Below are 20,009 nucleotides of genomic sequence, written 5' to 3'. Positions count from 1 at the left end.
CCGTTCTGCGGCCCGGGGCGCACCGGCTCAGGAGTCCAGCACCCGTTCCATCGCCGCCCGGGAGCGGCGGCCGGTGCGCAGGTACTCGTCGAGGAACTCGCCCGGATCGTCCCGGCCGAGCAGCCGGACCACCCCGGCCAGCTCGACGCCGTGCCGGGGCAGCTGGTCGCCCTCCCGGCCACGGACCAGCATCAGCGCGTTGCGGACCTGCGCGGCCAGCGTCCAGCCGGCCGCCATCTCGGTGGCGTCCGTCGGATCTACCAGGCCCGCGTTCCGGGCCGCCGCGAGGGCGTCGAGCGTACGCGTGCCGCGCAGCGCCGGAATCATCCCGGCGTGCCGGAGCTGGAGCAACTGCACCGCCCACTCGACGTCGGCGAGGCCACCCCGCCCGAGCTTGGTGTGGGTGGCCGGGTCGGCGCCCCGGGGCAGCCGCTCGTGCTCCACCCGCGCCTTGATCCGGCGGATCTCCACCACCTGCTCGCGGGTCAGCCCGTCCGCCGGATAGCGCACCGGGTCGACCATCGCCTCGAACTCCGCGCCCAGGTCGGCGTCGCCGCAGACGAACCGGGCGCGCAGCAGCGCCTGCGCCTCCCACACCTTCGACCAGCGGGCGTAGTACTGCGTGTACGCGGCCAGGCTGCGTACCAGCGGGCCCTGCCGGCCCTCCGGGCGCAGGTCGGCGTCGACGCCGAGCGGCGGGTCGGGCGCGGGCACGCCGAGCAGCCGGCGCAGCTCCTCGGCGACGGTGCGGGCGGCGGTGCCGGCCACGCCGTCGCCCGCACCGGGCGGCGCGTCGTAGACGAAGAGCACGTCGGCGTCGGAGAGGTAGTTCGACTCGTACCCGCCAAGCCGGCCCACGCCGATGACGGCGAAGCGCAGCCCCGGCACGGGTGGTTGGGCAGCCCGGGCGGCCCGCAGCGCGGCGGCCAGGGTGGCGTCGGTGACGCCTGCCAGGGCGGTGCCGACGGCGGTCACGTCGGCGAGGCCGAGCGCCGCCCGCCCACCGTCGGGCCGGGGCGGCGACGGGGCCAGCGACCCGGCCCGGCTCAGCAGGTCGGCGCAGGCGATCCGGACCAGCTCCCGGCGGCGCAGCGCCCGGATCGCCCGGGTGGCCTCGACCGGGTCGGCGTGCCGGGCCGCGGCGGCGGCGAAGCCCTCGCAGAGGACCGCCCTGGGCCGGGGGGTCAGCTCGCTTTCCTCGGCCAGCAGTCGCAGCGCCTCCGGCTCGCGGGCCAGCAGGTCGGCGGCGTACCGGGAGGAGGAGAGCACCCGGGCCAGCCGGCGGGCCACCGGCCCGGAGTCGCGCAGCAGGCGCAGGTACCAGGGGGTGCTGCCGAGCTTGTCGGAGACCTGCCGGTAGCTGAGCAGGCCGCGGTCCGGTTCGGGGGCGTCGGCGAACTCGCTGAGCAGCACCGGCAGCAGGGTGCGCTGGATGGCGGCGGTGCGGCTCACCCCGCCGGTGAGGGCCTGGAGGTGACGCAGCGCCCCGGCGGGGTCGGCGAAGCCGAGGATCTCCAGCCGGTGCCGGGCCGCCTCGGGGGTCAGCCGCAGCCCGTCGGCCGGCACCCGGGCCACCGACTCCAGCAGCGGCCGGTAGAGCAGCTTGGCGTGCAGCCGGCGTACCTCGGTGGCGTGGGTGACCCACTCGGCGCGGAACTCCTCGACGGCGCTGCGGCCCGGCGTGGCGGTGTGGCCCAGCGCGGCGGCCAGCCAGCGCAGCGCGGTCGGCTCGGTCGGCACGGTGTGGGTGCGGCGCAGCCCCTGGAGCTGGAGGCGGTGCTCGACGCCGCGCAGGAAGCGGTAGCCGCGCAGCAGCGCCTCGCCGTCGGCCCGGCCGACGTAGCCACCGGCGACCAGCGCGCGCAGCGCCGGGATGGTGCCGGGCGCCCGCAGCGACTCGTCGCCCCGGCCGTGCACCAGTTGCAGCAGCTGCACGGCGAACTCGATGTCGCGCAGCCCGCCCGGGCCGCGCTTGATCTCGCGCTCCTGCTCCTTCGGCGGGATGTTGTCGATGATCCTGCGCCGCATGGCGCGGACGTCCTCGACCGCCTCGGGTCGCTCGGCGGCCCGCCACACCAGGGGGGCGAGCTGGTCGATCCACTCCCGGCCCAGCACCAGGTCGCCGGCCGCCGGCCGGGCCTTGAGCAGCGCCTGGAACTCCCAGGTGCGCGCCCAGCGCCGGTAGTAGGCGAGATGGCTGGCCAGCGTCCGCACCAGCGGCCCTCGGCTGCCCTCCGGACGCAGGGCGGCGTCGACCGGCCAGGCGACCAGCCCGCAGACGTGGATCAGCCGGGTGGCGACCGTGGTCGCCGCGGCGAGGTCGTCGTCCTCGGCGGCCACGAAGATCACGTCCACGTCGGAGACGTAGTTCAGCTCGTCGCCGCCGCACTTGCCCATCGCCACGACGGCGAGCCGGGGCCGGTGGGTGCCCTCAGGCAGCTCGCCGACCGCGATCTCGTACGCCGCCGCCAGGGTCGCGTCGGCCAGCCCGGAGAGCGCGGCCATGGTCTGCTCCAGGCCCCGGCCGCCGGTCAGGTCGGCCGCCGCGATCCGCAACAGCGCCAGCCGGTACGCCCTGCGCAGCACCGCCACCGGCTGCCCGTCGTCGGACAGGTCGAGCCGCCCCTCGGCGGTCGGCGCCAGCCCGTCCGGTTCGGTGCGCAGCGCCGGCCACTGGTCGTGGTTGGCGACCAGGTGGTCGCCGAGCGCGGCGGACGCGCCGAGGACGGCGATCAGCCGGCGGCGCAGGCCCGGGTCGTCCGCGAGCGCCGCCAGCAGCGCCGACGCGGTGTGCTCCGGGGCGGTCCGGCGCTCAGCCTCGACGATGCGGTGCAGCTGGCGCAGCGCCAGGTCCGGGTCGGCAGCCCGGGAGAGCGCGACGAGCAGCTCCGCCGCGCGGTCGTCGGCGGGTTCCTGCACGTCCGGCCGCCACAGCCCGAGCCCGTCCGGGCCGAGCAGGTCGTCGGCGCGGGTGGCACCGACGCCGCCGTCGGTGCCGAAGCCGTAGCGGGCGAGCCGGCCCGCCGCCCTGGCCGGCCGGCTCATCACTGCCCGAGCAGGGGCAGGCTACGGCGGGGCTCGGCGTCGTCCAACTCGCCGAGGGCCAGCGCGGCGAACCGGGCGGCGAACGGCTGCCAGACCTCCTCGACGTCGACCATCACGTCGTGGCAGGCCGCCACCACCAGGTCGGGGTCGTAACCCAGCTCGGCCAGCAGCGCCGAGTCGGCGGCCCAGTCGGCGATCATGGCGGTGTCGCACTCGATGTGGAACTGCAGCCCCCAGGCCCGGTCGCCCATGCGGAAGGCCTGGTGCGGGTAGCGGGTGGAGGCGGCCAGCAGGGTGGCGCCACGGGGCAGCTCGGTGATCTCGTCGGCGTGCCACTGGAACACGTCGGGCATCAGCGGGACGTAACGGAACAGCGGGTCGGTGTCGGCGGCGTCCCGCTTGCCGACCACACTGGGGCCGACCTCCGGCCCGCTCGGGCTGCGCACGACCTCGCCGGCGTGCGCGGTGGCCAGCAGTTGCGCGCCGAGGCAGATGCCGAGGGTCGGCACCCGGTGCCGGACGGCCTTGCGCAGCAGCCCCTCCAGCGCCGGGAGCCAGGGCTCGGCGGGCGACCCGTCCGGCAGCGGGTACGGCGGCACCGGACCGCCGAGCACCACCAGCGCGGAGTATCCCGCCAGGTCGGCGGGGATCTCGTCACCGGCGTGGGTGCGGACCACCCACAGGTCGAGGCCGGCCTCGGTAAGCCACTCGCCGAGCCGGCGGACGTCGTCAGTCGGGTCGTTCTCGATCACCAACGCGGTAGCCACGACGTCGAGGCTAGCCGGTGACCCCGACGGAACCCGGAACGCCTCCACCCCGCGCGGCGGCGACCTCGCCGCCGACCGGCCCCGGCGCGGCCGGGCACCCGGGCCAGGGGATACGCAACGCGTCGAGCATCCGGGCCAGGGCGGCCCGGGTGTCCGCCAGGGCCGAATGGGAGCGGCTCGTCGTCCGGGGCGGACTGCGCGCCGAACTGGGGCTGCGCGACGAGGACTTCGGGCAGCGGCACTTCATCGTCGCCGCACCCGACGGAGTGCTGATCGACGTCATCACGCCCGTCCCACCGTCGGCGGACTGGGCCGACCGGTACGTGGAAGCCTGACCTGCCGCGACTAGGCTCTGCCGCTGTGTCCGACCGCACCCACCCGACCCCCGCCACCGCCGTACGACCGCCGGTGCTGCGCCCCGGCGACACCGTCATGCTGGTGTCGCCGTCTGGCCCGACCCGGCCGGAACGGGTGGCTCGGGGCATCGAACTGCTCACCGGCTGGGGGCTGCGGCCGGTGCTCGCGCCGAACGCGTACGCCCGGCAGGGCTATCTCGCCGGCACGGACGAACTGCGCGCCGCCGACCTGAACACGGCGTTCGCCGACCCCGAGGTGCGCGGGGTGATCTGCACCCGGGGTGGCTACGGCGCGCAGCGGATCGTCGACGCGATCGACATGGCCGCCGTACGCCGCGACCCGAAGGTGGTCGCCGGCTTCTCCGACATCACCGCGCTCCAGTTCGCGCTCTGGCGGGGCGCCCGGCTGACCGGCGTGCACGGCCCGGGAGCCGCCTGGCTGGACGAGCGCACGCCGCTGCGCTCGGCCGAGTCGCTGCACGCCGCCCTGATGACCACCGAGCCGGTCACGGTGAGCGCCGTCGCCGAGGAGGAGAGCTTCGGAGTACGCGTGCCCGGCCGGGCCACCGGCCCGCTGCTGGGCGGCAACCTCTGCCTGGTCGTGGCGTCGCTCGGCACCCCGGACATGCCGGACCTGACCGGGGCGGTCCTGTTGGTCGAGGACGTGCAGGAGCCGCCCTACAAGGTGGACCGGATGCTCACCCAGCTCCGCCGCGCCGGAGTGCTGGACGGGCTGGCCGGGGTGGCGGTGGGCCAGTTCACCGACTGCGCGGACGGCTGGCCGGTCGGCGTCGCCGACGTGCTCTCCGAGCGCCTCGGCGACCTCGGCGTCCCCGTCCTCGGCGGCCTCCCGATCGGTCACGGCCCCGGCCAGCTCACCGTCCCCGTGGGCACCGAGGCCACCCTCGACACGAACACCGGCACCCTCAAGATCGCCCCCGCCGTCCACTGACCCACCCCACCCCACCCCCGACCACCCGGCCACCCGGTTGATCATGAGGTTAGCGGCGCGAAATGTCGGAATCGTTGCCGCCAACCTCATGATCAACCCGAGGCGGGTGGGGGTGGGTTAGGGGGTCAGGTGGGCCAGGGCGCCGGTTTCCAGAGCTGCCCAGACCGTGGCGTCGGGGGCGACCGTGAGGCCGTGGGGTTCGGAGGCCGGGGTCGGCAGGTCGTGGGTGGTGATCGCGCCGTTCGGGGCGACGTGGCCGATGCGGTTGCCGCCCCACTCCGTGTACCAGCAGCCGCCGGCCGGGTCGGCGACGATCGCGTGCGGCCGGGCGGACCGGTCCGGCAGCGGATACTCGTCGATCCGGCCGTTCGGGGTGATCCGACCGAGCTGACCGGCGCCGATCTCGACGAACCAGAGCGCCCCGTCCACGCCGGCGGTGATGCCGACCGGCGCCGCCCCCTCGGTCGGCAGCGGATGCAGGGTCACCGCGCCGTCCATGCCGATCCGACCCACCGCGTTCGCCTGGTTGAGCGTGAACCAGACGGCCTCGTCGGGACCGGCGGCGACCATCGAGACGAAGCCGCCGCTCACCGGCAGCGGGAACCGCGTCACCTCCCCGTCGACGGTGACCCGGCCTATCGTGTCGGTACTCATCCCCGCGTACCAGAGGGCGCCGTCGGGACCGGCGGCGATGCCGCAGGGGCCGGTGCCAGGGGCTAGCGCGACGGCGCTCAGCTCGCCGTCGGTGGTGATCCGGCCGACCCGGTCGTCGCCGGAGCGGGTGAACCAGAGGGCGCCGTCGGGGCCCGGGGTGATGATCAATGGCCGGCTGCCGGCCGCCACCGGCCAGGTGCGCAGCTCGCCGTCCGCACCCACCCGGGCGATCTCGCCGGCATGGACCAGCGTCAGCCACAGCGCGCCGTCGGGGCCGACCGTGATGCCGTACGGGCCGGCGCCCGCTCCGGTCAGCGGAACTTCCCGGATCTTCGGGGAGGTTTTCAAGAGGAGCCACCTTCCGTCACCTGCTCCGCCCCGACGGGGCCTGTCGACCGCCCACCCTTACCGCCCGAGAGGGCTGAGGCAACCCGTTTGTCCGACTCGGCGGGCCGAATTGCCAGCCCGCTGACAGGATCGCCACGGCTTCCCCCCAGCCCGGCCGATCACTGTCGGTGACGTCATCGCATCACCCCGACCAGATGGAGGACAGCATGTCCCGCACGATGAGGAAGAAGCACCTGCTGGCCGGACTGGCCGCAGCCGGCGTACTCGGCGTGGGGATCGCGGCCCCGACGGTCGCATTCGCCGCGGACGGCGCCACCCCGACGCCGAGCGCCAGCGCGAGCGCGAGCGAGAACGGGAGCGACGAGCGGCAGCAGCAGCGGACCGACCGGCAGGCGGAGTTCGCCGGAAAGCTGGCCGAGGAGCTGGGTGTCGACACTGACAAGGTCACGGCCGCGCTGGAGAAGCTGCGCGAGGAGCACAAGCCGGCCGACCGGCCCGACAAGGGCGACCGGGGAGACAAGGGCGACCGGGGCGACCGAGGCGACAAGGGCGACCGGCCCGAGAAGGGCGAGAAGGGCGACTCTGCCGACCGGAAGGCCGCGATGAAGGAGCGCCTGGCGCAGGCTGTCGAGGACGGCAAGCTCACCCAGGAGCAGGCCGATGCCATCACCGCCGCCGCCGAGGCGGGCGTCTTCCCCGGCCCGGGTGGTCGGGGCGGGCAGCACGGGCAGGACGGTCCGGCCGACCCGACCGACAAGTGACGGCTGGCTGGCTGACCGACAAGTGACGTGGCCGACCGACAGGTGACGGCTGGCTGAGCAGTCCCGTCCCGTCGGTGTGGCGGTGCCCGTAACCGTGGCACCGCCACACCGGCGACCGGGATCCTCAACCGGTCACGAGCCGGCCGGCGGCGGGGCGAAGACGCCGAAATGGCTGCCGGCCGGATCGAGCAGGTGGGCGAAGGTCAGCCCGTTGTCGTTCTCCCTGCGCGGCACCAGCACCTTGCCGCCGGCCGCCTCCGCCCGCCGTACCGTTTCCGCCACGTCGGCCACCTGCACGTAGAAGACCGCGTAGCTCGGGCTCGCCCCGCCGGTCCCCCGGACCGCCCCGCTGATCCCCGCACCGGCACCGCCCTCGGTCGTCCGGTACGACGCCTCCGCGGTGCCCTCCTCGGTGAAGCTCCAGCCGAACAGGTCGCCGTAGAACCGCTGGGCCTCGTCCGGCCGCTCGGTGCCGATCTCGAACCAGGTCACGGCGTTGTCGATGCTCATGTGTGGCCTCCCGTTCCACGCGCCGGCCGGTCGACCGGCGCCGTCAGGAGTCAGCCTCGACGCCGTCCGCGACACCGTCCTGTCGGTGTTTTCTTCCGGGCCCCGCGATCTTGCACTTGTCGCCCCGACGAAAGTCGCGAAAGCGGCATCACGCGGGCCGAAAGTGCAAGATCGCGGCCGCGTCAGGCCAGGGGCTGGGGTGTCAGGCCAGGGGCTGGGGTGTCAGACCAGGGGCTGGGGTGTCAGACCAGGCTTAGGCGGCGGATGCGCTCCCGGGGGATGTCGAGGTCGTCGGCGGCCAGCTCGCGCTCCGGCACCCGCTCGGCCAGCGTGGTGACGGAGGTGATCCGGTCGACGCGGAAGGCACGGATGCCGTCGCGCAGCCGGCACCAGGCCAGCAGATACCAGTGCCGGGGATTGCCGAGGTAGCCCAGCGGCTCCACGTCGCGCAGCGAGCCGGCGCCGGCACGGTCGGCGTACCGGATGCGCAGTAGGCGGCGCGCGCGCACCGCGTCGGCGACGGCGGCCGGGACGGGCGTCACCGGCCCGTCCCCGATCAGGTGCACCCGGGCGGCGAGCCGGTGCGCCTCGGCGGCGTCGGTGGCGGGCATCACGGCGAGCAGCTTGCGCAGGGCGGTGCCGGCCGCCGCGGCGAACGGCGTGCCGCGCATCCGGTGCAACGCCACCGCCATGGCGACCGCCTCGACGGGACTGAGGTTGACCGGCGGCAGGGTGCGCGCCCGGTCGAGCGCGTAGCCGCCGGTGCGGCCCGCCTCGGCCCAGATCGGCACACCTGACTCCTGGAGGGCGCCGATGTCCCGCTCGATGGTGCGGGTGCTCACCTCGAAGCGGTCGGCGAGCCAGCGGGCGCTGCGCGGCCGTGGCGACACGGCGCGCAGCTCCTCGACCAGGGCGTAGAGACGGTCCGTCCGGTTCACTCCCGCAACCTACGACGGGGGTGTGACGGGACAGCTCCGCCTCGGGCGGACAGCGGGCCGGACGGACCGCTCAGGCGATGCAGGCGCAGACGATCAGCGCGGCGCCGAAGTGCGTGGCGGCGCTGACCCGGGCTGCCGGGTGCGGCTCGTCCGAGCAGATGATCTCGCCGAGCTTGCCCGGGGTGAGCAGGTCCAGCACGAAGAACGCCAGCGCCATGATGGCCAGTCCGACCAGGCCGAAGACGACCGTCGAGGCGAGCCCCTTGGTGAAGTCGCTGTAGCTGGTCAGGATCGCGGTGAACACGATCCCGGCGATGCCGAGCTGGTTGGCGGCGAGCAGCAGCGCGGCGTTGCCGTTGCGCCGCACCCAGATCAGCTCCCGCAGCCGGCCGGGAGTGAGCAGGTCGACCAGCCCGAACCCGGCCGCCATCAGGCCCACCCCGACGACCCCGAACACCAGGCTCTGCCAGGCTCCGTTGAGCAGGTCTTCCAGCACCGACTGCCTCCCGCACTCTGCGCCTGGCGGGGATGCCGGCGCGGTGACCGAGACGATAGCGGCACCGCGCCAGCGGTGGGAGCCCCGCTCCGGCGCCGGGAGACAGACCTACAGCGACAGGTAGTGCTGCCGCTCGTAGGGGGTGACCACACGGCGGTACTGCTCCCACTCGGCCCGTTTGTTACGCAGGAAGAAGTCGAAGACGTGCTCGCCGAGCACCTCGGCGACCAGTTCGGAGCCGGCCATCACGTCGATCGCCTCGGACAGGTTCTCCGGCAGCGGCTCGTAGCCCATCGCCCGCCGCTCGGCGCTGGTCAGCGACCAGACGTCGTCCTCGGCGCCCGGCGGCAGCTCGTAGCCCTCCTCGATGCCCTTCATCCCGGCGCCGAGCAGCACCGCGAAGGCCAGGTAGGGGTTGGCCGCCGAGTCCGGCGAGCGGACCTCCACCCGGGCCGAGTTCGGCTTGCCGTAGGCCGGGACCCGGACCAGCGCCGACCGGTTCAGGTGACCCCAGCAGACGTACGCCGGGCTCTCGGTGACCCGGTCCGGCAGCGCCTGCGGGAACAGCCGCTTGTAGGAGTTGACCCACTGGTTGGTGACGGCCGTGTATTCCCGGGCGTGCACCAGCAGCCCGGCGATGAAGGCCCGGGCCACCTTGGACAGCTTCATCGGGTCACCGGCGTCGTGGAACGCGTTGCGCTCGCCCTCGAACAGCGACAGGTGGGTGTGCATGCCGCTGCCGGGCTGGTCGGTGAACGGCTTCGGCATGAAGGTGGCCTGCACGCCGGTGGAGAGCGCGACCTCCTTGACCACGTGCCGGAAGGTCATGATGTTGTCGGCGGTGGTCAGCGCGTCGGCATAGCGCAGGTCGATCTCCTGCTGGCCGGGGGCCACCTCGTGGTGGCTGAACTCCACCGAGATGCCGATCCGCTCCAGCGCCAGGACGCCCTGCCGGCGGAAGTCTCGGGCCACCGCGTGGGTGGTGTGCTCGAAGTAGCCGCCGGTGTCGACCGGGGTCGGTACCGAGCCGTCCAGCGGGCCGTTCTCCAGCAGGAAGAACTCGATCTCGGGGTGGGTGTAGAAGGTGAAGCCCTTCTCGGCGGCCTTGGAGAGCGCCCGGCGCAGCACGTGCCGCGGGTCGGCCCAGGACGGGCCGCCGTCGGGGAGCAGGATGTCGCAGAACATCCGGGCGCTCTCGCCGCTGGCCCCACCCTCGAACGGGAAGACCTGGAAGGTGGTCGGGTCGGGCATGGCCACCATGTCGGACTCGAAGACCCGGGCGAAGCCCTCGATCGCCGAGCCGTCGAACCCGATGCCTTCCTCGAAGGCCGCCTCCAGCTCGGCGGGAGCCACCGAGACGCTCTTGAGCGTGCCCAGCACGTCGGTGAACCACAGCCGGACGAACCGGATGTCCCGCTCTTCCAGCGTACGGAGGACGAACTCCTGCTGACGGTCCACTTCCACCCCTCGCGACACAATGCCCACCTGCGACCGGGGTCGACCCGGCCTGACCGACCAGTCTCCACCGGCCTCGTTACGCCGACGTTACGCGACCGGGAGGCGGGCGTCCTGCCCTGTCCCGCGGCCCGCGCCCTCCCGCACGACGTACGCCCGGCGGGCGCGCCGCCCGCCGTGTCGGGCCCGACCGGCTGGGGCAAGATGAGGACATGCCCAACCTGCGTCTCGCCCTGTGCCAGGTCAACCCGACCGTCGGCGACCTCGCCGGCAACTCCGGCCTGGTCCGTGACTGGACCCGTCGGGCCGCCGACGCCGGCGCCCAGATCGTCGCGTTCCCGGAGATGATGCTGACCGGCTACCCGGTCGAGGACCTGGTCTTCCGCCGGTCCTTCGTCGCCGCGTCGAAGGCCGCACTGCGACGCCTCGCCGCCGATCTCGACGCGGACGGGCTGGGCGCGCTCCCGGTGCTGGTCGGCTACCTGGACGCCGACGGCCCGCCGCAGTTCAGCGGCGACGCCGAGCCCGGTCGCGGCACCCGCAACGCGGCGGCCCTGCTGCACCGTGGCGGGATCGTCGCCACCTACTTCAAGCACCACCTGCCCAACTACGGGGTCTTCGACGAGGACCGCTACTTCGTCTCCGGCGACGCGCTGACCGTCGTCCGCGTCGGCGGGGTGGACGTCGCGCTGACCATCTGCGAGGACCTGTGGCAGGCCGGTGGCCCGTTCGCCGCCGCACGTCAGGCCGGGGTCGGCCTGGTCCTGACCATCAACGGCTCGCCGTACGAGCTGAACAAGGACGACGTCCGGCTGCCGCTGGTCCGCCGCCGGGCCGCCGAGGCCGGGGCGACCGTCGCGTACGTCAACATGGTCGGCGGCCAGGACGAGCTGGTCTTCGAGGGCGACTCGATGATCGTGAGCGCCGACGGCGCCCTGCTCACCCGGGCCCCGCAGTTCGTCGAGCACCTGCTGGTGCACGACGTGGAGCTGCCGGCGGCCGGGGAGCCGGCCGCCCCCGACCAGGTGCTGGCGGACGAGATGCGAGTGGTCCGCGCCGAGGCCGGCGACATCCCGCCGGCACCCGACGGGCCCGCCGCCACCGGCGGGACGATCGCCCCGGTGGCCGACGAGGCCGAGGTGTGGCAGGCGCTCGTGCTGGGTCTGCGCGACTACGTCAACAAGAACCGGTTCCCCTCGGTGGTGCTGGGCCTCTCCGGCGGCATCGACTCGGCGGTGGTGGCCGCGCTGGCCGTCGACGCGCTCGGGCCCGACCGGGTGGTCGGGGTGTCGCTGCCCAGCCAGCACTCCTCCGAGCACAGCCGGGAGGACGCGGCCGACCTGGCGAAGCGGACCGGGCTGGACTACCGGGTCGAGCCGATCCAGCCGATGGTGGACACCTTCCTGGCGAACATGTCGCTCTCCGGGGTCTCCGTGGAGAACCTCCAGGCGCGGGTACGCGGGGTGATCCTGATGGCGCTGTCGAACCAGGAGGGGCACCTGGTGCTGACCACCGGCAACAAGAGCGAGCTGGCGGTCGGCTACTCCACCCTCTACGGCGACTCGGTCGGCGGCTTCAACCCGGTCAAGGACGTCTGGAAGACGCTGGTCTGGCGGCTGGCGAAGTGGCGCAATGCCGACGCGGCCCGCCGGGGCGACACCCCGCCCATCCCGGAGAACTCGATCGGCAAGCCGCCGAGCGCCGAGCTGAGCCCGGGCCAGTTGGACAGCGACACCCTGCCCGACTACGACGTGCTGGACCCGATCCTGATCGGCTACGTCGACGGTGACCTGGGCCGGGACGGGCTGGTCGCATCCGGCCACGACCCGGCCGTCGTCGACCGGGTGCTGCGGATGGTGGATACCGCCGAGTACAAGCGCCGCCAGTCCGCTCCGGGCACGAAGATCTCGATGAAGGCGTTCGGGCGTGACCGGCGGCTGCCGATCACGAACCGGTGGCGCGAGGACGGCTGAGCCGGATCGCTCCCGGGCCGGCGGCCCGGCCTGCCGGCGGCCCGGTCGACTGCCTGCCGGCGGCGGCGGCGCATGGGGCCCGGCTGGCCCGGGAGTGACATCCTCCACTGCGCTCTGCCGCAGGCCGGTCGTCGGGTGCGACGATCGCGGCAGAACCCGGGGACCGCGCACGCGGCCTCGAGGAAGGAGACAGTCATGGTGGAGTCCACCCCGTCCGAGGTGACCGCCCTCTACGGCGGCCCGGTCACCCGGCGGGTCCGCACCCGCGACCTGATCACCGCCAAGGAGCGCGGCGAGCGGTGGCCGATGCTCACCTCGTACGACCAGTACACCGCCTCGATCTTCGATCAGGCCGGCATCCCGGTGCTGCTGGTCGGCGACTCGGCGGCGAACAACGTCTTCGGCTACGAGACGACGGTGCCGGTGACCGCCGAGGAGTTGCTCCCGCTGGTCCGCGCGGTGGTCCGGGCGACCCGGCACGCGCTGGTCGTCGGCGACCTGCCGTTCGGCTCCTACGAGGAGGGTCCGACGCAGGCGCTGCGTACCGCCGTGCGGTTCATGAAGGAGGGTGGCTGCCACGCGGTGAAGCTGGAGGGCGGCCGGCGCTGCGCGGCGCAGATCGCCGCCATCACCGGCGCCGGCATCCCGGTGATGGCGCACATCGGCTTCACGCCGCAGAGCGAGCACGCCATCGGTGGCTACCGGGTGCAGGGGCGTGGCGACGCGGCCGACGACGTGATCGCCGACGCCCGTGCCGTGGCCGAGGCGGGCGCGTTCGCCGTGGTGCTGGAGATGGTGCCCGGCGAGGTGGCCAAGCGGATCACGGCGGAACTGCCGATCCCGACCGTGGGCATCGGCGCCGGCGCGGACACCGACGCCCAGGTGCTGGTCTGGCAGGACATGGCCGGCCTGCGTACCGGCAAGGCGCCGCGCTTCGTGAAGCGCTACGCCGACCTGGCGGGCGCGCTGACCGACGCGACCCGGCGCTTCGCCGACGAGGTCCGGGGCGGCGACTTCCCGGCCGCGGAACACACCTTCTGACACCGTCCGTGCGGTCCGGGGGCGCCCCACCCGGCGCCCCCGGCCCGCACACAGCCCACAACCCCCGCCCCGCCGCCGACCGCCGCCGCCGACCGCCGACGGCCGCCGCCGACGGCCGCGATCTTGCACTTTTTGCCTCGGCAAAAGGAATATTGAACTCATAACGCGGGCCGAAACTGCAAGATCGCGGGAGAGCGTCGCGGGAGAGCGTCGCGGGAGAGCGTCGCGGGAGAGCGTCGCGGGAGAGCGTCGCGGGAGAGCGTCGCGGGAGAGCGTCGCGGGAGAGCGTCGCGGGAGAGCGTCGCGGGAGAGGCCGGAGGGCTGCCGCCCGCCCAGGCCCTCGCTCCGTCCGACATGCTCTTCGAGGTCGACGCGGCGCCAGTCCGGCCCTGACCGGGACGCCACCTCCCTGCCGTCCGACCTGATGCGGACGCCACCCCCTGCCGTCCGATCATGGCTGGACGGCGGAGAGCACCGGCCGCTACGGTCCGCCCGGGTCGGAGGTCAGAGGTCGGTGACGCGGATGCCGGCGTGCGCCTTGTAGCGCTTGTTGATGGCGATCAGGTTGGCGGTGAACGCCTCGATCTGGTGCGCGTTACGCAGCCGGCCGGCGTAGATGCCACGCATGCCGGGGATCCGCGCGGCGAGCGCGGCGACCACGCTGACCAACTCCCGGTCCTCGGCGCAGATCAGCACGTCGAGATCGATCCGGTCGACCTCCGGGTCGGCCAGCAGCGGCGCGCTGACGTGGTTGAACGCGGCGCAGACCCGGGAGTCGGGCAGCAGTCCGGCGGCCTGCTGCACGGCACTGCCCTCGGCGACCGTGAGCGCGTACGGGCCCTGCTTGTCGAAGCCGAGCGGGTTGACGCAGTCGACGACGATCTTGCCGGCGAGCGGCTCGGCGAGCGCCGCGACGGTGGCGGCGTGCCCGTCCCACGGCACCGCGATGACGACCACGTCGCTGCGTCGGGCCACCTCCTCGTTGCCGCCGCCGGCGACCTGGGCCCCGGCGGGCACACCGGGCAGGGCCGCGATCTCCTCGGCGGACTGCGCGGCCCGCTCGGCGGAACGGGACCCGATCAGCACGGTCTGGCCGGCCCGGGCGAACCGGTAGGCGAGGCCCCGCCCCTGGTCGCCGGTGCCGCCGATGATGCCGACGGTCAGCCCGGACACGTCGGGCAGCGTGCTCGCGTCGTAAGCCATGCCGTCATCCTCGCAAACCGGTGACGCCAGCAGCAGCGTCGGGCGCTGTGACAATCCCCGCTGCCAGCGGACCAGCGACCGGCCGGGGCTGGGAACCGGCGACCCGGGACCGGGACGGAACGAGGACCGAGGACCGAAGACCGAGGACCGGGGGCCGGGGACCGAGGACCGGGGCGGCGCCGACGGGTTGTCAGGCCCGTTCGAAGGCCACCGCGCGGGCGACCGGGTCGGCGGTGACCAGCCGGACCCGGATCCGCTCGCCGAGCGGCAGCTCGCCGAGGCAGCGGGCGCGGACCGGCGGGTCGTCCAGCGCCACGGTGCCGCCGGGCCGGCGACCGGGGCGGGACCTGCCGTCCGGGGCCGTGTCCACGTCCAGCACCGCCGCGTCGAAGGTCTCCCCCACCCGGTGCTGGAGCAGCACCGCCTCGGCCAGCTCGATCGCACCGCGAGTGGCCGCCGAGGCGGCCCGGTCGGTGCTGGCCATCACGTCCGGCAGCCGGGGCAGCGCCGCGCGGGCCCAGTCGGGCACCGCCCGACCCTCGTGCAAAGCCAGGCAGACCTCGGTGGCGTACCGGTCGGCCAGTCGCCGCAACGGCGCGGTGACATGGGCGTACGCGGCGGCGACCCCGCCGTGCTCGCGCTGCTCGGGCAACGCGCCGTCGAAGGCCGTGTACGCGGCACCGCGCATCAACTCGGCGGCCTGGTCGACGAAGGCGGCCGACCGGGGCTGTGCAGGGTCCAGGCCGGCGATCACCTCGCCGGGGCCGGCCCCGTCCGGCCAGTGCACGCCCAGCGGGGCGGCGGCGGCCCGCAGCCGGGCCACCGCCTCGGGCTTCGGCGCCGGCATCGTACGCAGCAGGCCGATCTCCCCGGCCAGCATGATGTCGGCGGCGGCCATCCCGGTCAGCAGCGAGATCTGGGCGTTGTGCTCCTCCATCGGCACCGGCCCGCGCAGCACCAGCCGCCAGCCGTCGCCGTCGGCTTCCACGTCCTGCTCGGGCAGTGGCAGGTTGATCGCGCCCCGGCGCAGGCCACGGGCGGTGAGCAGGGCCCCGATCTCGGGCAGCAGGGCGATCGGCTCGGGCAGCCGGCCGGCGTCGGCGGCTGCCTGCACGCCGACGTACTCCAGCTTGGCCCGGCTGCGGACCAGCGCGCGTTCCAGCGTGACCCCGACGGTGCCGCCGTCGGCGTCCAGGTCGACGGTCCACACCACGGCGGCCCGGTCGACGTCCGGCAGGAGGCTCGCCGCGCCCTCGCTGAGAGCCTCGGGGTGCAACGGCACGGTGCCGTCGGGCAGGTAGACGGTCTGCCCGCGCCGCCAGGTCTCCTCCTCCAGCGCACCGCCGGGGCGGACGTGCGTGGCGACGTCGGCAATCGCGTACGACACCCGGTAGCCGCCGCCGGCGCGGCGGGCGAGGTGCATCGCCTGGTCGAGGTCACGCGAGCCGGCGGGGTCGACGGTGACGAACGGGACGTCGGTGCGGTCGGCGGCGGGCCGGGGCGGCGTGGCCGCCGCGGCGTCGGCCTCGCGCTGCGCCGCGACCGGGAACCCCTCGGGCAGTCCCAGCTCGCGACGCAGCGCGCCGAAGTCGATGCGGGGTGCGATTACGCGTCGGATCACCACGGGGTCAATCCTGACAGTGTGGCGGATGATCCGCTTCCCGGCGAGCGCCGGTCGCCCCGCGTGGCGGTCAGCCGGTCGCCCTGCGCGCGCTCGCCCGTACGCCCCGGGTAGCGGTGGCCCGGGCCGCGGCCATCGGGGCGGGTGCCTTGCGCGCGGTGACCTTCCTGGCCGGCGCCTTGGCGGCGGTCGTCTTCTTCGCCGGGGCCTTCTTCGCCGCCGCCTTGCGGGTGGTGGCCGAGGATGTTCCGGTGGCCTTCCTGGCGGGGGCCTTCTTCGCGGCGGCCTTGCGGGCGCCACCGGTAGGCCGGGTCGCGGCCGTCGTCCTGGCCTGCGTCGTCTTTCTCGCCGACGTCGTCTTCTTGGCCGGCGTCGTCTTTCTGGCCGGCGTCGTCTTCTTGGCGGCGGCCTTCTTCGCCGGGGCCTTCGCCGCCGTCGTGGTCTTCTTCGCCACCGTTGCGGCGGTCTTCTTCGCCACTGCCGAGGCAGTCTTCTTCGCCACCATGGTGGCGGTCGTCTTCGCCACCGCCGAGGCAGTCTTCTTCGCCACTGTGGTGGCGGTCGTCTTCGCCGCCGTGGTGGTGGTCTTCTTCGCCGCCGGGGTGGCCTTGCGGGCGGCGGCGGTGGTCCTGGCGGGGGCTTTCTTCGCCGGCGCGGCCGTCTTCCTCGCCGTGGTGGCAGCCTTCGTCGCCGCCTTTCGGGCGGGCGTCCTCGCCGAGGTCGTCTTCTTCGCCGCCGTGCTCCTGGCCGCCGCCGTCGTCCGCTTCGCCGTGGCGGGGGCCTTCTTCGCGGCGGCGGTCGTCTTCTTCGCCGCCGTGGCGTTCCTGGTCGTCGCCTTGTTCGCGGGCGCCTTCGCGGCGGTGGTCTTCTTCGCCGGGGCCCGCCCCGCACCGCCCGTCGCCTTCTTGGCCGGCGCCTTCTTCGCCGCCGTGGTCGTGGCGGACCGGCGCGCGGTCCGCGTGGTGCCCGCGGTCCGCTCCGCCGCGGCGGTCTTCCTGGCGGTCGTACGTCTGGCGGCCGGGCGGGTGGTGGCCTGCTGTGCTTCGGCCATCTCGGTTCCCTTCCTGGGGACGTGCTCTCGCCCTCGCGGAGCACCAAGTATCTCGGCGCGGGCCGTCCCGCGCCGCCTATCTGCTCTCCCCGGCCCAGCGGGCGTCCTCGGCCTCCCACGCGTCGTTGCGCTCCCGCACCGTCTGCAGGGCGTTCTCCGCGTCGGCGGCTGAGGCGTACGGCCCGAGAACGTGCCTGGCGGGGCACACGTCGGCATCGGTCTCGACCCGGTGGTGTCGGGTGCACCAGTAGTAGTGCCCACCGTTTCCGCTGTCGCTCATGGGATCACTGTGCACCGGGAACCACCCGTCCGCCACCGGAACACCACAAGTCGCCGATGTTCTCCACAGTAGACGTGCTCCCGCCGTCAGGGGCTGGAACTGCGAAAACAGGCCAAGCCGGTGCACGACGCACACCCCGTCTACCGCTTAGGGGCAGCCGTGGCGGGGCGAGGTGCTGGCCGGGCGGGCCGCCGCTCGGGGGCGGGTTAGGGTCGCCGGATGGGCGTTCCGGACCACATCCTGCGGCTGCGCGAACGCGTCGGCCACGACCTGCTCCCGCTGTCGAGCGTCAGCGCGGTGGTGTGCGACGACGCCGGCAAGCTGCTGCTCGGCAGGCGCGCCGACGACGGCCGCTGGTCGGTGGTCAGCGGCATCATCGAGCCGGGCGAGCAGCCGGCCACGGCGGTGGTCCGCGAGGTGCGGGAGGAGACCGGCGTGCAGGTCGAGCCGGTCCGGCTGAGCAGCGTCGTCTCGCACCCGCACACCTACCCCAACGGCGACCGCTGCGAGTTCCTCAACCTCGGCTTCCGCTGCCGGCTGGTCGGCGGCACCGCCCGGGTCAACGACGACGAGTCGGTGGCCGTGGGCTGGTTCCCGCCGGACCGGCTGCCCGCGCTGGACCGGCACGCCCGACTGGTCGTCGCGCACGCCCTCGGTGACGAGGCGACCGCCTGGTTCCTGCCCGCCGGCACGGGCTGGGCCGAGTCCGATGACTGACCTCGACCCGCCCCTGCGCCGCTACCTCGGCGACCTGGTCACCGCCGCCCGCGACGTCCTCGGCGACGACCTCGTCGGGGCGTACGCGGCCGGCTCCGTCGGGCTGGGCGCGTACCAGCCGGGACGCAGCGACGTCGACGTCGCGCTGGTCAGCGCCGAAGCCCTCGACCTCACGCGCAAACAGGAGTTGGTGGCGCGGCTGCGACACGAGGCGCTGCCCTGCCCCGCGCGCGGGCTGGAACTGGTCGTGTACCGGTGGAAGATCGCCCGCTCCGGCACACCGGAGGCCGGCTTCGAGGTCGAACTGAACACCGGCGCGCGGATGCCGTTCCGGGCAACGTGGGCCGCTGCCGACCGGCCGGCCGAGGACGGCCTGTTCTGGTACGGCCTGGACCGCAGCATCCTGCACCAGTGCGGGTACGCCCTGCTCGGGCCGCCGGCCGCCGAGACCTTCGCCGACCTCTTCCCCGCCGACCTGCGTCGCCTGCTGACCGACTCGCTGCGCTGGTGGCTGGCCCTGCCGACCCCGCCCGGCGACGGTCCCGCCCCCGGCGCCGAGGACGCGGTGCTCGGCGCCTGCCGTTCCCTGGTCAAGGTCCGCCACGGCGTCTGGCTGTCGAAGGTCGACGCCGGCCGTCGGCTGGTCGCCGACGGCTGGCCGGGCGACCCGACGGCAGGCGCCGAGCGCCGCGTCCACGGCGAGCCCGGCGACCTGATCGAACGGTCGATCGCGGCGCGGGCCGGCGGGCCACCGCCGGGCGGTCCCGAGGCCCGCGCCTTCCAACGAGCGGTGCTGAACGAGATCAGCGGGTGACGGGCTCCACCGGAATCCACAGCTCGGCGTCCGCCTCGGTGCCGTCCGCCGACAGCCGGGTACGGGAGATCTCCGGTCCCGGTCGGCTGCGGTACGGGTTGGACGGGAACCACTGCGTGAACACGTCCCGCCACAGGTACTGCACCGCCTGCGGGAACGCCCCGGAGGTCTCGAAGACCGCCCAGGCGCCCGCCGGCACCTCCAGCGCGTCCAGGTCCTCCGGCACGTCCGCGCCGGTCACCACGCCGTACCAGTAGTCCAGCTCGGTGCCCTCCGCGCGACTGTCGGCCACGTCGGCGCTCACGTTCACGATGCCCTGCGGCTCCTGGTCGGACAGCGCCTCGATCCGGCGTACCGTCTCGGGCGCGAGGCCCTTGACGAAGGCGACGATCGCCGGGTTCATCCCCTCGTGCACCAGCGGTACGCGGGCTTTACGACCCACCAGCTGGAACTCGTCCTTGTGCACGATCCGGTATCGCATGCTGCTGCTCCCTTCGACGACGAGTCGGAAGGACATCCGGGGCTGGGAGCGCAATGCGGCCCCCGTACGCCGGGCCTCGCCGGGGCCCACGCCGTGCACGGCGTGGAACGCCCGGGCGAACGCCTCGGTCGAGCTGTAGCCGTAGCGGACGGCGACATCGAGCAGCGCCCGCTCCCCCGCGAGCACCTCCGCGCCCGCGACGGTCAACCGCCGGCGGCGGATGTACTCGGACAGGCCGACTCCCGCCAACGCCGAGAAGAGCCGCCGGAGGTGGTACTCCGACGTCACCGCGATCCGCGCCAGCTCGGCCACCTCGATCGGCTGTTCGAGGTACCGCTCGATGTGTTCCATCGCCTGGTTGAGCCGCTCCAGCACCCGGTTCTCCTTTCCCTTACGAGCAGCAACGCTAGGCGGGAAGCCCGTGCCCGACCCGACATGCTGTGCCCGGTTCGGTCGGCCGGCGGCCGACCCTGGCGCGAACCAGTGATCTCCACAGGCACGTCGGAGGGCGGAGAAAAGACAACTCCGGGCACCGAATGCGGTGCC

The 20,009-nt window shown here is 74.2% G+C and carries 18 protein-coding genes; 8 read left to right on the top strand and 10 right to left on the bottom strand.

The features are described 5' to 3' along the window. Positions 1–27: 27 nt before the first annotated feature. Both GA0070608_RS17770 and GA0070608_RS17765 read right to left on the bottom strand, forming a co-directional pair. The gene (locus GA0070608_RS17770; RefSeq protein ID WP_091629445.1) at positions 28–3,045 is read right to left on the bottom strand and encodes a bifunctional [glutamine synthetase] adenylyltransferase/[glutamine synthetase]-adenylyl-L-tyrosine phosphorylase; all 3,018 of its coding nucleotides are present in this window, start codon (positions 3,043–3,045) and stop codon (positions 28–30) included. Then, entirely contained in the window at positions 3,045–3,812 is a 768-nt protein-coding gene (locus GA0070608_RS17765) for a type 1 glutamine amidotransferase (RefSeq protein ID WP_091629442.1), read from the bottom strand. The genes GA0070608_RS17770 and GA0070608_RS17765 overlap by 1 nt, the downstream gene beginning before the upstream one ends. 17 nt (positions 3,813–3,829) lie before the next feature. Here GA0070608_RS17765 and GA0070608_RS33035 point away from each other — a divergent pair, with 17 nt between their 5' ends. Further along, positions 3,830–4,147 (top strand): VOC family protein, encoded by a 318-nt coding sequence (locus GA0070608_RS33035; protein WP_218107520.1) that lies wholly within the window; start codon positions 3,830–3,832, stop codon positions 4,145–4,147. Positions 4,148–4,244: 97 nt separating this feature from the next. Continuing rightward, entirely contained in the window at positions 4,245–5,120 is an 876-nt protein-coding gene (locus GA0070608_RS17755; RefSeq protein ID WP_091635379.1) for a S66 peptidase family protein, read from the top strand. A 117-nt stretch (positions 5,121–5,237) separates the two neighbouring features. Here GA0070608_RS17755 and GA0070608_RS17750 read toward each other — a convergent pair whose 3' ends face one another. Continuing rightward, positions 5,238–6,122: a Vgb family protein gene (locus GA0070608_RS17750; RefSeq protein WP_176733748.1), complete on the bottom strand. Its 885-nt coding sequence runs from the start codon at positions 6,120–6,122 to the stop codon at positions 5,238–5,240. Positions 6,123–6,328: 206 nt separating this feature from the next. Between GA0070608_RS17750 and GA0070608_RS17745 the strand changes: the two genes are divergently transcribed. Then, the gene (locus GA0070608_RS17745) at positions 6,329–6,883 is read left to right on the top strand and encodes a hypothetical protein (protein WP_091635371.1); all 555 of its coding nucleotides are present in this window, start codon (positions 6,329–6,331) and stop codon (positions 6,881–6,883) included. A 132-nt stretch (positions 6,884–7,015) separates the two neighbouring features. On the opposite strand, the gene GA0070608_RS17740 is transcribed toward GA0070608_RS17745, so the two are convergent. From GA0070608_RS17740 to glnA, 4 genes are all read right to left on the bottom strand, one after another. Then, positions 7,016–7,393: a VOC family protein gene (locus tag GA0070608_RS17740; protein WP_091629440.1), complete on the bottom strand. Its 378-nt coding sequence runs from the start codon at positions 7,391–7,393 to the stop codon at positions 7,016–7,018. Positions 7,394–7,635: 242 nt separating this feature from the next. Further along, the gene (locus GA0070608_RS17735) at positions 7,636–8,331 is read right to left on the bottom strand and encodes a helix-turn-helix transcriptional regulator (protein ID WP_091629438.1); all 696 of its coding nucleotides are present in this window, start codon (positions 8,329–8,331) and stop codon (positions 7,636–7,638) included. A gap of 70 nt (positions 8,332–8,401) precedes the next feature. Then, positions 8,402–8,827, bottom strand: coding sequence for a DUF350 domain-containing protein (locus GA0070608_RS17730; RefSeq protein ID WP_091629436.1), 426 nt, complete (start codon positions 8,825–8,827; stop codon positions 8,402–8,404). 108 nt (positions 8,828–8,935) lie between these two features. Further along, a complete protein-coding gene (gene glnA / locus GA0070608_RS17725) occupies positions 8,936–10,285 on the bottom strand; it encodes a type I glutamate--ammonia ligase (RefSeq protein WP_091629434.1) in 1,350 nt (449 codons plus the stop codon). Positions 10,286–10,494: 209 nt separating this feature from the next. Between glnA and GA0070608_RS17720 the strand changes: the two genes are divergently transcribed. Both GA0070608_RS17720 and panB read left to right on the top strand, forming a co-directional pair. Next, positions 10,495–12,255, top strand: a complete 1,761-nt coding sequence (locus GA0070608_RS17720) for an NAD+ synthase (RefSeq protein ID WP_091629432.1) — start codon at positions 10,495–10,497, stop codon at positions 12,253–12,255. A 195-nt stretch (positions 12,256–12,450) separates the two neighbouring features. Next, on the top strand, positions 12,451–13,296 hold the full coding sequence (gene panB, locus GA0070608_RS17715) for a 3-methyl-2-oxobutanoate hydroxymethyltransferase (RefSeq protein WP_091629429.1): 846 nt from the start codon (positions 12,451–12,453) through the stop codon (positions 13,294–13,296). 504 nt (positions 13,297–13,800) lie between these two features. On the opposite strand, the gene npdG is transcribed toward panB, so the two are convergent. Together npdG and GA0070608_RS17705 are read right to left on the bottom strand one after the other, a co-directional pair. Then, the gene (npdG, locus tag GA0070608_RS17710) at positions 13,801–14,499 is read right to left on the bottom strand and encodes an NADPH-dependent F420 reductase (protein WP_091629426.1); all 699 of its coding nucleotides are present in this window, start codon (positions 14,497–14,499) and stop codon (positions 13,801–13,803) included. A gap of 190 nt (positions 14,500–14,689) precedes the next feature. Continuing rightward, entirely contained in the window at positions 14,690–16,123 is a 1,434-nt protein-coding gene (locus tag GA0070608_RS17705; RefSeq protein WP_091629423.1) for an RNB domain-containing ribonuclease, read from the bottom strand. Between the two features lie 146 nt (positions 16,124–16,269). Here GA0070608_RS17705 and GA0070608_RS32685 point away from each other — a divergent pair, with 146 nt between their 5' ends. The 3 genes from GA0070608_RS32685 to GA0070608_RS17685 all read left to right on the top strand — a co-directional run bounded on the left by GA0070608_RS32685 (position 16,270) and on the right by GA0070608_RS17685 (position 18,982). Continuing rightward, positions 16,270–17,343: a hypothetical protein gene (locus GA0070608_RS32685; protein ID WP_176733746.1), complete on the top strand. Its 1,074-nt coding sequence runs from the start codon at positions 16,270–16,272 to the stop codon at positions 17,341–17,343. Between the two features lie 327 nt (positions 17,344–17,670). Continuing rightward, positions 17,671–18,168 (top strand): NUDIX hydrolase, encoded by a 498-nt coding sequence (locus tag GA0070608_RS17690; RefSeq protein ID WP_091629418.1) that lies wholly within the window; start codon positions 17,671–17,673, stop codon positions 18,166–18,168. Beyond that, complete coding sequence (locus GA0070608_RS17685) at positions 18,161–18,982, top strand: nucleotidyltransferase (protein ID WP_091629416.1); 822 nt, start codon at positions 18,161–18,163, stop codon at positions 18,980–18,982. The genes GA0070608_RS17690 and GA0070608_RS17685 overlap by 8 nt, the downstream gene beginning before the upstream one ends. On the opposite strand, the gene GA0070608_RS17680 is transcribed toward GA0070608_RS17685, so the two are convergent. Next, positions 18,972–19,838 carry an AraC family transcriptional regulator gene (locus GA0070608_RS17680; protein WP_091629414.1) on the bottom strand — a complete coding sequence of 289 codons (867 nt, stop codon included), beginning with the start codon at positions 19,836–19,838 and terminating at the stop codon, positions 18,972–18,974. The two genes, GA0070608_RS17685 and GA0070608_RS17680, sit on opposite strands and share 11 nt — an antisense overlap. Between the last annotated feature and the right edge of the window lie 171 nt (positions 19,839–20,009).

Origin of the sequence: Micromonospora peucetia, assembly GCF_900091625.1 — a bacterium.
GTDB lineage: Bacteria > Actinomycetota > Actinomycetes > Mycobacteriales > Micromonosporaceae > Micromonospora > Micromonospora peucetia.
Note: the sequence above shows the minus strand (reverse complement) of the source record. Positions and strands in the feature narration are given on the sequence as shown.